Origin of the sequence: Capnocytophaga endodontalis (genome assembly GCF_002209445.1) — a bacterium.
GTDB classification, from domain to species: domain Bacteria; phylum Bacteroidota; class Bacteroidia; order Flavobacteriales; family Flavobacteriaceae; genus Capnocytophaga; species Capnocytophaga periodontitidis.
On the sequence record NZ_CP022022.1, the window covers coordinates 1,807,140 to 1,821,262 of the forward strand.

Genomic DNA, 14,123 nt, shown 5'->3' on the forward strand with positions numbered 1-14,123 from the left:
GCGCAAATTTTTTAAGTTATGAATTTTGATGTAAAGGAGATTATCTCCGCTACTATGGTACTCTTTGCAGTGGTAGATATCATTGGGAGTGTGCCAATTATTATCAACCTACGTAAAAAAGCGGGACGTATACAATCAGAGAAAACAGCTATTGTAGCAGGAAGTTTATTAGTGGTGTTTTTATTTCTTGGTAAGCAATTGCTGAATTTATTTGGGGTAACCGTTGAAGCTTTTGCTGTAGCAGGAGCGTTTATCTTATTTTTTCTCGCCTTAGAGATGATTTTAGGAATTACCCTCTACAAAGGAACAACTCCTGAAAGTGCTTCTATTGTGCCATTAGCGTTCCCTATGGTGGCAGGAGCGGGTGCGCTTACAACAGTACTCTCGCTCAGAGCAAAATTCTATGTAGAGAATATTATTGTAGCGATAATTATCAATATGGTTATTGTTTATATAGTACTAAAATCGTCGGAACGTATAGAAAAATTCTTAGGCAAACAAGGTATTACTGTACTTCACAACCTTTTTGGGGTCATTCTTTTAGCTATTGCTGTAAATTTGTTTACCACTAATATTAGGGCAATGCTTTTTGTTCACTAATACTCTAATAAATTAAATAAAATGTTAAATAAAGCAGATAATTTTTTTCTCTTAGCAGGACCTTGTGCTATAGAAGGAGAAAATATGGCGATGAAAATTGCAGAACGTATAGTGAATATCACTCAAAAACTGAATATTCCATACACTTTTAAAGGGAGTTTTAAGAAAGCCAATCGTAGCCGTGTAGATTCGTTTACGGGTATAGGCGATGAAAAAGCGCTGAAAATACTCCGAAAAGTAGGTCAAACTTTTGGGGTACCTACCGTTACTGATATTCATCAGGTGAGTGATGCCACGATGGCCGCTGAGTATGTAGATGTATTGCAAATACCAGCTTTTTTGGTACGTCAAACAGATTTGGTTGTGGCAGCAGCTGAAACGGGTAAGGTAGTAAACCTCAAAAAAGGTCAGTTTATGAGTCCTGAAAGTATGCAGTTTGCTGTCCAAAAGGTATTTGATAGTGGTAATAAAAAGGCTTTGATTACCGATCGCGGAACGATGTTTGGCTATCAGGATTTGATAGTAGATTTTAGAGGAATTCCTACAATGCGCCAATTTGCTCCTGTTGTGATGGACGTTACCCACTCATTACAGCAGCCTAATCAAACTACTGGGGTAACAGGAGGTCGCCCCGATATGATTGAAACTATTGCTCGTGCAGCCATAGTAAACAATGCCGATGGACTATTTATAGAAACTCATTTTGATCCTGCCAATGCCAAAAGCGATGGGGCTAATATGCTACATCTCGACCTCCTCGAAGGACTTTTAACGCGTTTGGTTGCCATTCGCAAAACAATTAACGAATTTTAATGAACTATACTGAAGCACTCTCTAATCCTATATTTGAACTTATCAGTAATATTTCAGCTGAAATACCGCTTGAAAGTTACGTGATTGGAGGGTTTGTACGCGATTATTTACTAAAGAAAAAACTTCCTAAAGACATTGATATAGTGTCTATTGGTAGTGGTATTTCATTAGCAGAAAAAGTGGCTGAACAATTGCCTAATAATCCTAAGGTATCTATATTCAAAAACTTTGGTACAGCGATGATTAAAGCCGATGGATTAGATATAGAATTTGTAGGAGCACGCCGTGAGAGTTATGAATCAAACTCTCGCAAACCTTATGTAGAGAGTGGCACACTACAAGATGACCAAAATCGCCGTGATTTTACTATCAATGCAATGGCTTTTTCACTAAATAAAGATACTTTTGGTGACCTTATTGACCCTTTTGACGGCTTAGGAGACTTAGAACGGAAACTCATTCGTACACCCTTAGACCCTGATATTACTTATTCAGATGATCCATTACGTATGATGCGTGCAATTAGGTTTGCTACTCAGCTGAATTTTGAGATAGAAGAGCTATCGCTGAAAGCTATTACTGATAATAAAGAACGCTTGAAAATTATTTCTAATGAGCGCATTGTAGAAGAACTGAATAAAATATTAGCATCACCTAAACCTTCTGTAGGACTGAAATTGCTATACGAAACAGGCTTGTTGCACTATATTCTCCCAGAACTTATTGCCTTACAAGGTGTAGAAGAGCAGGATGGACAACGCCACAAAGATAACTTTTGGCATACTTTGGAAGTAGTAGATAATATCTCAGAACATACTGATAACTTATGGTTGCGTTGGGCGGCATTGTTACACGATATTGGTAAAGCCCCTACTAAACGTTTTGATAAGAAGATTGGCTGGACGTTTCACGGACACGAGTTTGTAGGGAGCAAAATGGTATATCACCTTTTCAAACGCTTGCGAATGCCACTGAACGATAAGATGAAATACGTGCAGAAAATCGTAAAAATGAGTTCGCGACCTATTATCATTGCGGAAGATATTGTAACCGATTCGGCAGTACGACGTTTGGTATTTGACTCAGGAGAAGAATTTGAAGATTTGATGACTCTTTGTGAAGCGGATATCACTACTAAAAACCCTAAAAAGTTTAAGAAATATCACGACAATTTTCAAATAGTACGTCAGAAAGTAGTGGAGGTAGAGGAAAAAGATCACATTCGAAATTTTCAACCTCCGGTGAGTGGTGAAGAAATAATGCAAACCTTCAATTTACTTCCTTCGCGACCTGTAGGGGTACTAAAAGAAGCGATAAAAGAAGCAATTTTAGAAGGTAAAATCCCCAATGAGTACGAGGCAGCTAAAGCCTTTATGATGGAGAAAGCAAAGAAAATGAAATTGATATAAAATTAAAAAGGCTGTCCAGATTATTCCGGACAGCCTTTTTTATATTTAGTAATTGAATATTATTTTCTATGTTCTTCTTCTTTAGTATGGTCAGCTTCGTCCTTTACAGTATCGTAAATGAGAGGAGCTGCCACGAAGATAGAAGAGTAAGTGCCGATGAGTACCCCGATAATCATTGCGAACATAAAGCCACGCAAGGTTTCACCACCAAAGATAAAGATAGTAACGAGTACTGCCATAGTGGTAAATGAGGTGTTCAAGGTACGGCTAAGGGTAGTGTTGAGTGCGTGATTGATTTTCTCTCTTGACCAATGAGGCTCACGCATTACTTCCCTGATACGGTCGTAGATAATCACCGTGTCGTTTAGTGAGTAACCTACTACTGTAAGGATAGCTGCGATAAAAGCTTGGTCGATTTCCATATTGAAAGGCATAATGCTATAAGTGAGCGAGTAGATACCGAGTACCATTAGCACGTCGTGCGCTGAAGATACAATCGCACCCATAGAGAACTGCCATCTTCGGAAACGGAATAAGATATATAGACCGATTACAATAAGCGAACCGATAACTGACCAGAACGCACTGCTCTTAATGTCCTCGGCAATAGTAGGTCCTACTTTCATAGATTGCATAATACCAATCTTATCAGTAGAACTAGCTTTAGCAAAACTATCGAATGAAGTTCCTTCGGGTAAGAATTTCTGTAATCCTTTGTACAAGAGTTCTTGTATTTCATTATCTACCTCAGTACTTTCTTCTTGTACTTTGTACTTAGTAGCGATTTTCACTTGGTTAGGAGCACCAAAAGTCTTCACTTCCACATTTCCTAAAGTAGTTTTGAGGGCATCGGCTACTTGGGTAGGATTAACTTCTTTTTCAAAACGAATTTGGTAAGTTCTACCACCTACGAAATCGATACCTTGGTCGAGACCACGAGTAGAGAGAGAAATGATACCTATTATTGATAGGATAATAGAAAAAGCATATCCTATTTTGCGCTTGCCGATGAAGTTGAGATCTACATTTTTGAACCAGTTCTTAGTAATAGGAGTGGTGAAAGTAAGCCTGTGTTTTTTCTCAACGCTATAGTCGATAAACAAGCGAGTAATAAAGATAGCGGTGAACAAAGTAGTTGCAATACCAATGAGCAAGGTAGTTGCAAAACCTTGGATAGGACCACTACCAAAGAACAACAAGATAAGAGCAGTAAGCGCTGTAGTAATGTTAGAGTCTAAGATAGATGATAGGGCGTGTTTGAAACCATCAATCACTGCTTGATTGATGTTTTTACCTTTGCGCAGTTCTTCTTTCGACCGCTCGAATATCAGCACGTTCGAGTCGACTGCCATACCAATGGTAAGCACGATACCCGCAATACCAGGGAGCGTAAGTACAGCTTCTATACTTGCTAACACTCCAAATATGAGGAGTATATTGAATACCAAAGCGAGGTCGGCATAAATACCGGCACGACCGTAGTAGAATATCATCCACGCAAAGATGAAGATAGTAGCGATAAGGAAAGAGTTCATACCGCTATCGATAGCTTCTTGTCCTAAAGAAGGCCCTACGATTTCAGATTGTACGATATCAGCACTTGCAGGTAATTTACCAGCACGGAGTACGTTAGCAAGGTCGACAGCTTCATTTAAAGTAAAATGCCCTGTAATTTCAGAGCGACCTCCTGAAATAGCGCCTGTAGTTACTCCTGGTGCTGAATATACGATGTTATCGAGTACGATAGCAATATTGGTGTTTTGAGTAAATGCTTTACCTGTAAGCGCTTCCCAAATGCGCGCTCCTTTGCCGTCCATTTGCATAGATACGGCGGGCTGGTTGCGAACGTCGTAGGTTTGTTCGGCTTGGGTTACTACGTTACCTGTAAGAGGAGGGGTGTTATCACGGTTACCTTTTAGGGCATAAAGTTCGATAAGGGAGGTCTTTTTATCAGGTTTACCCCAAGCGAATTTTACATACTGCAATGAAGCAGGAATCAAATGTTTTGCTTCAGGAGAATTGATATAGCTATTTACTTGAGCAGTATCTTTTAAACTTACTGTAAAAAGTACAGGAGAACCTTCATAAGAATTAGCTTTGATAAGGTCAAACAAAGGATTGCCTTTTCCTTGTTGAGTAGGAACAGAATCCTTCTTTACATCAGTAAGTAGAGAGTCGATAGCACTGCTACCTGATTGAGTAGCGGCTGTGAGCGTATCTTTTACTTTATCTGTAGTTTTAGCTGTAGATTTAAGTTGCTCGTTGAGGGCTTGTAAATAAGGGAAAACATCAGTATTCTTATAAGTTTCCCAGAACTCAAGCTGAGCGGTACTTTGCAAGAGAGATTGCACACGAGTGATATCTTTAGCACCTGGAAGTTCTACAAGGATACGACCTGAGTTACCAAGGCGCTGAATATTAGGTTGAGAAACGCCAAATTTATCGATACGCTTGCGCAATACCTCGAAAGCAGATACGATAGACTCGTCTACGCGCTTTCTGATGATAGGGCGCACCTCACTATCACTCATTTGGAAGTTGATTTGGTCGCTGAGGGTTTTATTAGCGAACACATCGGGGGAGGCTAATTTACCTCCGTTCTTAGCGTAAGCCTCGAAGAACAAATCTAAGTAGGTTTTGTCGGTTTTGCGGAGCTGTTCATCGGCTTCGGCTAATGATTTGTTAAAGATAGGGTCTTTGGAGTTGTCAGCAAGACCTTTTAAGATGTCTTTTACGGAGATTTGCAGAATTACGTTGATACCGCCTTTAAGGTCGAGACCGCGGTTTAATTCTTTTTCTTTCACTTCAGAGAGAGTGAATTTTGCAATTCCGAGGTTGTAGACCTCTTGCCCCATTTTATCGTCCAAATACTTAGCTTCTATAGCCTCGCGTTTAGCGATATAGTCAGCTTGAGTATTAGGCACTTTAGCCTCGGCAAAAGCTTTGGCTTCATCTTCTACTCTACCTGCCACATAGGTGAATGAGAGTTGATAAATACATATCAGTCCAAACAATATGGCAAATAGTTTTACAAGTCCTTTGTTTTGCATTTTTTAATTGATAATTTACTTGTTTTACTTCTTCAAACGGCAAAAATACATATTTTGTGGGGATTACAAAAATATTCTTAAAAAAAAGATAATATTTTTTGTTAGTATAAAAAATGAGGAGAGTTTTAATTGTTAAAAATCAACCTTTTAAAGTATTTTTATTAAGAAAGAAGAATGCTTTAAACAGAAAGTATTTTTGCTAATTAAAAAAAAGAAAGTATTTTTGCTCCTATAAAGAAATAGGTATGAAAGAACGCAATCCTCTTATTGATGTGCTCAAAGGTTTTACTATCATATTGGTAGTGATGGGACACGCTTCACAATGGTTTTCAGGAGATGACCGTACAAACCCTTTTTATGTAACTATTTACGCTTTTCATATGCCTTTATTTATGTTCCTTTCAGGCTATGTGAACTTTAATGCACGTGGTGAGTTGAACCTCAGTAAACGCTTTCAAGTATTAGTAATTCCTTTCTTCGTTTGGTTTTTAATTTCTGCCACCTATCACGGTTATATCCTCGATATAGAAAAAGTATGGGAACATCTTTGCGTGCTTATTTATAAACCCACACAAGGAATGTGGTTCTTGTGGTTGCTTTTCTGGGAGTGCGTTCTGCTCTATCTTGCTTTGAAAATCAACAAATACCGTGAAATATGGGTAATGATAGGTTTATGGAGTATTCTTGTATTTTTGCATCGAGTTACAGGAGCACAACCTATCTTTTATGGATTACCCGAATTGTGTTGGTATTTCATCTATTTTTCATTAGGTTATGCTACCCATAAATATAAATCTCAAGCCTTAAAAATTTTGCGCCCTATAGGATGGGTAGGGTTTGTGGTCTTTCCACTTTTATTGTTTTTTTCAGTTGATAAATCTCATTATATACTCGATTCTCTTCGTTTGTATGCTTTGGCACTTACGGGTATTGCGGCTTCTTATGTTCTATGGGAAGGGATCTGTCATTCAGAAAATAAAGCAACACAATGTTTGAAGTATTTAGGAAGTATCTCATTAGAAATATATGTTACTCATTACTATATGCGTTTTTTGGTAGATTATATTAAAAAATATATAGGCGATAACTTCTATTTGAACGTAGTAATTTTTACGGTTTTAGCTGTTATCGCCTGTGATATTATACAACGTCTCATACAGCGGGTGAAATGGTTGAGGAGAATACTCTATGGTAGATTTTAATTCTTAATACTCTCATTTTCAGCTTTTCGAGCTATTTCTATATAAGTTTTGAATTCTTTGCCATATTTAGAATTAGCGACATCTTTGTTTAGTTTCCCGTATATAGAATCTAAATATTTTACACGGGTATTAGGAGCATCTGCTAATACTACATAAGGAGTAATGTAAGAATTGGGGTGAGAGAGGGCGTAATTTAACACAAAAAGGTGGCGACGGAAGTTATTCTTCTCGGAAGCAGCGTTTAGTGAATCGACTAAAGAAGTTTTGCCAGCTTTGAAAGCATTTACTTGTTGTTCAAGTAGTTGAGCATTACGCATCCCAAATTGTCGCATAGTGTGTAGGTATTCATTGTATTCCTTTTGTGATTGAGAGCCATTGATATTGGCTCTTACCTCAAACATATCGTAAGCACTATTGATGTTGATAGTGGTAGGTTCACCAAAAAACATCAAGCGGTCACCGAGGTCAGTACCAGCTTGTTTCTTCAAATCGAGATAGATGTAAAAAACTTCAGGACTTTCTAAATGCCGTTTGAAAGTAAATTTACCATCACCATTGGCTACTACTGAGTCGATATTGGTAAGTTTATCATTTACATATTGTTGTAAATAGATAGTTCCCATTTTTAACCCTTCGATATTGCCTTCTACAATCATCGTGTTTTTGTCGTCCTTCTCGCAAGCTACTATCATCAATAGTGCCGACATTGCCATTACTAATCTTTTCATTATAATTTAGTTTTTAGTTATTAAAAAGTGTGATGTTACAGAATTGTTATCATTGTTTGAGCTTTGTTTTGTGTTTCCTCGTACTCTTTTTCGGGTATGGAATCTTTGGTAATGCCCCCTCCTACATATAAAAAGGTTTCGTTGGCAGTGATTTGCATACAGCGTAGATTTACATAGAGCGTTTGGTTATTATTAGATACCCATCCACAATAACCAGTGTAATACTGTCTATTATAAAGTTCATTTTCTATAATAAATTTATGAGCTTTATCAGTAGGATAACCACAGACAGCTGGGGTAGGGTGGAGGCGTTGGATTATTTCAAAAGCTTTATTTTCTTTTATTTTTCCTTTGATTATAGTACATAAGTGCATTACTTTTCCAGCTTGCACGGTTTGAGGGGCTGAAACTTCAATTTTTTCAGCATATCCTTGCAACTGTTGTACAATGGTATTGGTAACTATTTGTTGTTCTTCTTTTTCTTTAGAAAACCAATGAATCTCACCTTCTTTGAAAGGTTGTGTTCCTGCTAAAGCCATTGTTTGAAAATTGTTACCATTACTTTGAAAAAGTGTTTCGGGCGTAGCAGCCAGCCAAGTTCCTACTTTAGGGTGATAAAACAAATAGCAAAATGCCGAAGGGTATCGTGTTACCATATTGGCAAAGCTCTTAAACGGATTTACCACTTCTTTGATAGTTATCTTGCGCGAAAGAACCACTTTCTCAAAATGACCTCTGTGTATCTCATCAATAGCTTTGGTCACTAAACCTATGTGCTTTTGTTTTTCAGCTTCGGTATCTTCTAAAATATCAATATTAGTATTTTCTACAATCGATTGTGTAGGCAAATGGCTTACGGTAACTTTGTTAGCAGTGATGATAACAGCAGGTTCATTAGCATCGAAAGGAGCGAAAACAAATCCCTCTTGTTCTTCTTTATCAGTGTTAAAAAAATGAAGTGTATCATCTTCTTGTTCCAACAATATTACTGAAGTGTGATGAGGGGGCTTGTAGCACACAAAAGGTAAGTGTTCAGCATATTTGTACTGTACTTGTTTTAAAAGTTCTTCAAATGAAATATAATCTTCAGTTTCTATTTTCATAAGTTAAATCACATAACAGCTTATATGGTTTGTGTATCGTAAAAGGCTTTAAAAACACCATTTTGTAGCAATAGCTCATCTTTGGTTCCTTGTTCTACTAATTTTCCTTTGTCGAGCATCAGTATTTTATCGACGTATTTAGTGATAGACACACGATGACTCACTATAATTACGGTTTTGCCTTTTAAGGTATCGCGCAAATTAGTTAAAATCTTCTCTTCGGTATCGGTATCTACGGCTGATAAACAATCGTCTAACAAATAAATTTCGGCTTCTTTGAGCAAGGCTCTTGCGATAGCTACCCGTTGGCGTTGCCCGCCACTGAGTGATACCCCGCGCTCTCCAAGCACCGAGTCGTATTGATGGGTGAACTCTGTAATATTGTTGTGTACCACTGCTTTTTGGCAGGCTTGTATTATCTGTTCTTCGGTAGCATTTTTATTGCCAAAGCGCAGATTGTTGCGAATAGTGTCCGAAAACAAAAAGTTCTCTTGTGGCACTACCGAAATAGCTCTGCGCAAGCTGTGTAGATTCAATTCTCTTACGGGTTTGCCTCCTATCAGTACTTCACCCTGATTTGCATCGTACATACGTGCAATGAGATCTAACAGTGTAGTCTTACCACTACCGGTTTTGCCTATAACGGCTACTGTTTGTCCTGCTTCTATGTGGAAAGATACGTCTTTAAGAGCTTCTATTCCCGTATCTTCATAACGGAAAAATACTTTATCAAATGTAATATCTCCTTTAATAGGCGTAAGCTCCCCTACCTGATTGCGTATCTGAGGTACTTCGGAAAGAAACTCGTTGATGCGCTTTTGCGAGGCTTCCGCTTGTTGTACAATAGAACTTACCCAGCCCACTGTAGCCACAGGCCAAGTGAGCATCATCACGTAAATACTGAACTCTACAATTACTCCAATAGATTGTATTTCACCGGTGTAATAGAGCTTTCCCCCAATAAAGATTACAAAGATAAGGCTCAATCCTATCATCAGTATCATTGTAGGGATAAAGAAAGCCTGTATCTTAGCGAGCTTGATATTTTTCTGACGACCGTCTTCGGCGAGTACTGCTAATTGTGTATCGGTAGCCGCCTCGTTATTATACGATTTTATCACCCCGATACCTGAGAAAGTTTCTTGCGAGAAAGTAGAAAGGTCGGATAGGTAGGCTTGTACCTTCATCGTTTCGATATTAATCTTTTTGCTCATTTTGTAGATAAGCAAAGAGAGAATAGGCAGTGGGATAAGGGTGTAGATAGTAAGTTTGGGAGAGATGATAAACATTAGCGGAATTACGCAAGCAAAAAGTGTAATAGTTTGCACACTATACATAATAGCAGGACCTGCGTACATACGTACTTTCGATACGTCCTCGCTGATACGGTTCATCAGGTCACCTACTCGGTTGCGTTTGTAGAAGCTAAGCGATAGCTGTTCGTATTTTTTAAATATCTCGTTTTTCATATCGTATTCGATGTAACGAGATACATTGATGATAAGCTGACGCATAAAGAACATCAGCACTGCCGATATGATAGTTGTACCGATGATAATAAGCGCGTATTCTATAAGTAAGGAAGTCATTTGTGAGGCATCTTTGTTAGCCGATTTAGCAAAGTCCTCAATGGCTGCAATAGAGTTTTTTACATATCGCGGCATAAAGAGTGAAAACACTCGCGACACTATGGTAATAAGTATCCCAAGTAGTAAGTGGTATTTATATTTATAAAAATATTTACGTATATGTCTCAGATGTGCCATTGGCTTAAATTCTCAATCAGAGTGCAAAAGTAAGAATAATTTGTCAATTAGCCAATTTGTTGATTAGTGAATTGGCAAACTAAAAATTAATCAATCAAATAACTAACTCTTATGGTACGAAAATTACTAATAGACTGAAAACTGGTTTCTATACGTTTGATTTGTTCTTTAGTATGATGTATAGAAAGTTCAGAAGGTTTTACCTTCACTAAAACATCTTTCAAATATTCGTTTCTGATGCGTGAAATTAAGGGAAACTCAGGACCTAAAATTTCTATTCCCTTTTTGGAAGCAAAAGCTTCTTTAAGAGCATTAGCGAACCACTCAGCACCTTCATTTGTACGATTGAAGTTCGTGTGTTTCAGTGTTATTTTAATCATTTGTACAAATGGAGGATACGAGAAAGATTGGCGTTCCTCTATTTGATTTTGATACATCCCCTTGAAATCATTTTGTAATACTTGTTGAATTACAGGGTGTTGAGGATTGTAGGTTTGTATTAAAACTTTTCCTCGTTGAGCACTTCTACCTGCACGCCCTGAGACTTGTAATAACAACTGAAAACTACGTTCATAAGCTCGATAGTCGGGAGAATGAATGAGAGCATCGGCATTCATTACTCCTACTAATCCTATATTTTCAAAATCTAATCCTTTAGAAATCATTTGGGTACCTACCAATATTTGGGTTTCTTGCTGTTCAAATTTGGCTAATATTTTTTCATATCCGTATTTGCCATTGGTAGTATCTTGATCCATTCGGTCGATGGCTACTTGGGGGAAAAGTACTTCTAATTCTTTACTAATCTGTTCAGTACCAAAACCTTTTGTTTTTAAATCTACACTTCCACAAGCAATACAAGTTTTGGGCATAGGTATTGCATAGCCACAATAATGACATCGCAACTGATTGCTACTATGGTGGAAAGTGAGACTCACATCGCAATGTGGGCATTGAGGGACTGTGCCGCAATGCATACACTGTACAATAGGTGCATAACCTCTTCGGTTTTGGAACAAAAGCACTTGTTTTCCTTGTGATAAAGTATTGGTTATTTCTTCAATAAGAATATCGGAAAAATGTCCATTCATACGTTTGCGATGTTGCTTGTCCTTGATGTCGATAAGTTCGATGATAGGGGGGAGGAAATTAGTATAACGTTTTGATAGATAGACAAAGCCATATTTACCTACCTTTACGTTGTGCATACTTTCTATTGAGGGAGTAGCTGTACCTAATAAAGTTTTAGCTTTGAAGATGTTAGCTAGCATAATGGCACTATCACGCGCTTGCAAGCGAGGAGCAGGGTCGAACTGACGATATGAACTATCGTGTTCCTCATCAATTACCACTAATCCTAAATCTTTGAAAGGCAGATATACTGAAGAACGCACCCCTACTACTAATTGTGCTTTGGAGCAATTGTTCAGTACATTGTTCCAAACCTCTACGCGCTCGTTAGTATTGTATTTAGAATGATATACTGATAGATTTTTACCAAAGTGTTTTTTCAATCGATTGATAAGATGAATTGTCAAGGCGATTTCTGGGAGTAAGTAAAGCACTTGTTTACCTTTCTTTAGGTATTGGTCGATAAGTTCAATGTAGATTTCGGTTTTACCAGAAGCCGTAACACCTTGTAAAAGTACTGTATTTTTAGTTTGAAACTGTTCTTGTACTTGATAAAGCGCTTCGTTTTGTATATTGTTGAGTGTTTTTTTTGCTAAAACCTCACTATCAGCGAAACTTACACGATCTTTTTGCAGGTAATATATTTCTAAAATACCTTTTTCTACCACCGATTTGAGTACCGCATTTGAAACCTTAGCTTCTTCTAATAGATTTTCAACTTTTAAAGGTAAAACCTCTCTGTTGATATGATTGAAGTAAGCCATTATCAGTTTTTTTTGCTTTTCACCTTTCAGCAATTCTAAAGCTTTTTGTAGTCCTTCTTGAGATTGGTAGGCTTCCGCTAAACGTATGTATTTTACGAGCTTTGGTACATATTTTTCAAAAATTCTTTCTGAAATACGAGTAGCACCTTTTTCTACCAAACTCTTTATGACCTTCAAAGTCTTCTTTTTAGGAATGATTTTGCTCACTTCACTTCCTTTTAATGCTGTTTTGTAGTGTAGAGCTTCGTACACCTGAAATTCGTCATCGCTAAATAGATAGGGATTGAGGTCTTTTTCAGCAATTTCAATAACAGTTTCACTTTCTAACAAAAAAGCTGATGGTAAAGCCGATTTTATCACCTCACCTAAAGTACACATATAATAATCGGCAATCCATTGCCAATGAGTAATTTGATTAGGAGTAACGATGGGAGTTTCGTCTAGAATGTATTCGATATCTTTAGTTTCATAAGTAGGTTCATTAGTATGCACTTTATGAACTAAAGCTGTATATACTTTTGATTTGCCAAATGAAACAGCTACACGCATTCCCGTTTGCAAGAAATGCGCTTCATCCTCGTTGATACGATAAGTGTACAATTTAGGAAGCGGAAGTGGTAATATGACTTCTACAAAGTACATTAGTCGTGTTTTTTAAGTTTTAAAAGAGACGCATTTAGTTCAAATCCTAACAAGAGAATATTGGCATTAATCCAAATATATAGCAAGAAAATAAGCAGCGCTCCAATAGAGCCATATAGCTGATTATATTGCGAAAAATTTTCGATGTAAATACCAAATAAATAGGTGGTTAAACCAAAAAGTAACACCGTAAGGAGAGAGCCTGCTGAAAAGAATTTACTTTCTTTACCCTCTACTGTGCCAAAATAAAATAACACACCTGTACCAAAGTAGGTAATCAGGGCAACAAATCCGATTTTTGATATTTTGAGAAGCGTTTCGTAATCGGTGATAAAATTGATTTTATCAAGGTAAGGCACTAAATATATTTCGTAGTAAATGAAAGTAACTACCGCAAACAACACTAATAATGACAAGATGATAGCAACCATTAGAGCATAAAGATATTGCTTGATATAAGTGCGTGTGATTTGACGGTGGTACGAAAATTCAAACCCTCCAAAAATAGCCATAATACCATTGGTCATCAAGAAAATAGATAAGAAAAATACAGACGACAATAAACCTCCACGTTTTTTTTCGGCAATATCAAAAAAGATATCAGAAAAGAAATCGTGAGTACCAGGAGGTAGCATATCATCAATAAATCCCCAAAAATCTACTTGAAAATCATCAATGGGAATATATGGGATAAGGTTTAAAATAAACAATAAAAAGGGAAATATAGCTAAAAAGAAGCTGTATGAAATAGCACTCGCACGATATGTGAGAGTACCTTTCATAATCCCTACAATATATAACTCAAGCAAGTCGTACAAAGAAAAAGCATTCTTAGCTAAACGTATTTTTTTTAGAAATCCGACGAATTGCTTGATGATTGGGAGGTTTTGTATTCTTTCTTTCAATGTCATCAGT

General features: G+C 37.3%; 10 protein-coding genes. 4 read left to right on the plus strand and 6 right to left on the minus strand.

Going from position 1 to position 14,123, the window contains the following annotated elements; all coding sequences use genetic code 11:
- Positions 1-18: 18 nt before the first annotated feature.
- From CBG49_RS08070 to CBG49_RS08080, 3 genes are read left to right on the plus strand one after another with little or no spacing between them, the layout of a single operon-like run.
- Entirely contained in the window at positions 19-600 is a 582-nt protein-coding gene (locus tag CBG49_RS08070) for a MarC family protein (RefSeq protein ID WP_009412266.1), read from the plus strand.
- A gap of 21 nt (positions 601-621) precedes the next feature.
- The gene (gene kdsA, locus CBG49_RS08075) at positions 622-1,413 is read left to right on the plus strand and encodes a 3-deoxy-8-phosphooctulonate synthase (RefSeq protein ID WP_009412267.1); all 792 of its coding nucleotides are present in this window, start codon (positions 622-624) and stop codon (positions 1,411-1,413) included.
- Positions 1,413-2,822 carry a CCA tRNA nucleotidyltransferase gene (locus tag CBG49_RS08080; RefSeq protein WP_088594096.1) on the plus strand — a complete coding sequence of 470 codons (1,410 nt, stop codon included), beginning with the start codon at positions 1,413-1,415 and terminating at the stop codon, positions 2,820-2,822. The genes kdsA and CBG49_RS08080 overlap by 1 nt, the downstream gene beginning before the upstream one ends.
- Positions 2,823-2,881: 59 nt before the next feature.
- On the opposite strand, the gene secDF is transcribed toward CBG49_RS08080, so the two are convergent.
- On the minus strand, positions 2,882-5,872 hold the full coding sequence (secDF, locus tag CBG49_RS08085; RefSeq protein ID WP_088594097.1) for a protein translocase subunit SecDF: 2,991 nt from the start codon (positions 5,870-5,872) through the stop codon (positions 2,882-2,884).
- 245 nt (positions 5,873-6,117) lie between these two features.
- On the opposite strand from secDF, the gene CBG49_RS08090 reads away from it, so the two are divergent.
- Positions 6,118-7,074 (plus strand): acyltransferase family protein, encoded by a 957-nt coding sequence (locus CBG49_RS08090; RefSeq protein ID WP_088594098.1) that lies wholly within the window; start codon positions 6,118-6,120, stop codon positions 7,072-7,074.
- Here CBG49_RS08090 and CBG49_RS08095 read toward each other — a convergent pair.
- From CBG49_RS08095 to CBG49_RS08115, 5 genes are all read right to left on the minus strand, one after another.
- Positions 7,071-7,802, minus strand: a complete 732-nt coding sequence (locus CBG49_RS08095) for a DUF4369 domain-containing protein (RefSeq protein ID WP_088594099.1) — start codon at positions 7,800-7,802, stop codon at positions 7,071-7,073. The two genes, CBG49_RS08090 and CBG49_RS08095, sit on opposite strands and share 4 nt — an antisense overlap.
- 35 nt (positions 7,803-7,837) lie before the next feature.
- On the minus strand, positions 7,838-8,905 hold the full coding sequence (locus tag CBG49_RS08100; protein WP_088594100.1) for a chorismate-binding protein: 1,068 nt from the start codon (positions 8,903-8,905) through the stop codon (positions 7,838-7,840).
- 20 nt (positions 8,906-8,925) lie between these two features.
- Positions 8,926-10,569: an ABC transporter ATP-binding protein gene (locus CBG49_RS08105; protein WP_418219536.1), complete on the minus strand. Its 1,644-nt coding sequence runs from the start codon at positions 10,567-10,569 to the stop codon at positions 8,926-8,928.
- A gap of 188 nt (positions 10,570-10,757) precedes the next feature.
- Positions 10,758-13,208: a replication restart helicase PriA gene (gene priA / locus CBG49_RS08110; protein WP_088594102.1), complete on the minus strand. Its 2,451-nt coding sequence runs from the start codon at positions 13,206-13,208 to the stop codon at positions 10,758-10,760.
- Positions 13,208-14,119 (minus strand): YihY/virulence factor BrkB family protein, encoded by a 912-nt coding sequence (locus CBG49_RS08115; protein WP_009413578.1) that lies wholly within the window; start codon positions 14,117-14,119, stop codon positions 13,208-13,210. Before CBG49_RS08115 ends, priA begins: the two co-directional genes overlap by 1 nt.
- Positions 14,120-14,123 lie beyond the last annotated feature (4 nt).

Bases quoted from the DNA above. Each gene is read 5' to 3' on its own strand.
- CBG49_RS08070 (WP_009412266.1), top strand. From the start codon at position 19: ATGAATTTTGATGTAAAGGAGATTATCTCCGCTACTATGGTACTCTTT.
- kdsA (WP_009412267.1), top strand. From the start codon at position 622: ATGTTAAATAAAGCAGATAATTTTTTTCTCTTAGCAGGACCTTGTGCT.
- CBG49_RS08080 (WP_088594096.1), top strand. From the start codon at position 1,413: ATGAACTATACTGAAGCACTCTCTAATCCTATATTTGAACTTATCAGT.
- secDF (WP_088594097.1), bottom strand. From the start codon at position 5,872: ATGCAAAACAAAGGACTTGTAAAACTATTTGCCATATTGTTTGGACTG.
- CBG49_RS08090 (WP_088594098.1), top strand. From the start codon at position 6,118: ATGAAAGAACGCAATCCTCTTATTGATGTGCTCAAAGGTTTTACTATC.
- CBG49_RS08095 (WP_088594099.1), bottom strand. From the start codon at position 7,802: ATGAAAAGATTAGTAATGGCAATGTCGGCACTATTGATGATAGTAGCT.
- CBG49_RS08100 (WP_088594100.1), bottom strand. From the start codon at position 8,905: ATGAAAATAGAAACTGAAGATTATATTTCATTTGAAGAACTTTTAAAA.
- CBG49_RS08105 (WP_418219536.1), bottom strand. From the start codon at position 10,569: ATGCCGCGATATGTAAAAAACTCTATTGCAGCCATTGAGGACTTTGCT.
- priA (WP_088594102.1), bottom strand. From the start codon at position 13,208: ATGTACTTTGTAGAAGTCATATTACCACTTCCGCTTCCTAAATTGTAC.
- CBG49_RS08115 (WP_009413578.1), bottom strand. From the start codon at position 14,119: ATGACATTGAAAGAAAGAATACAAAACCTCCCAATCATCAAGCAATTC.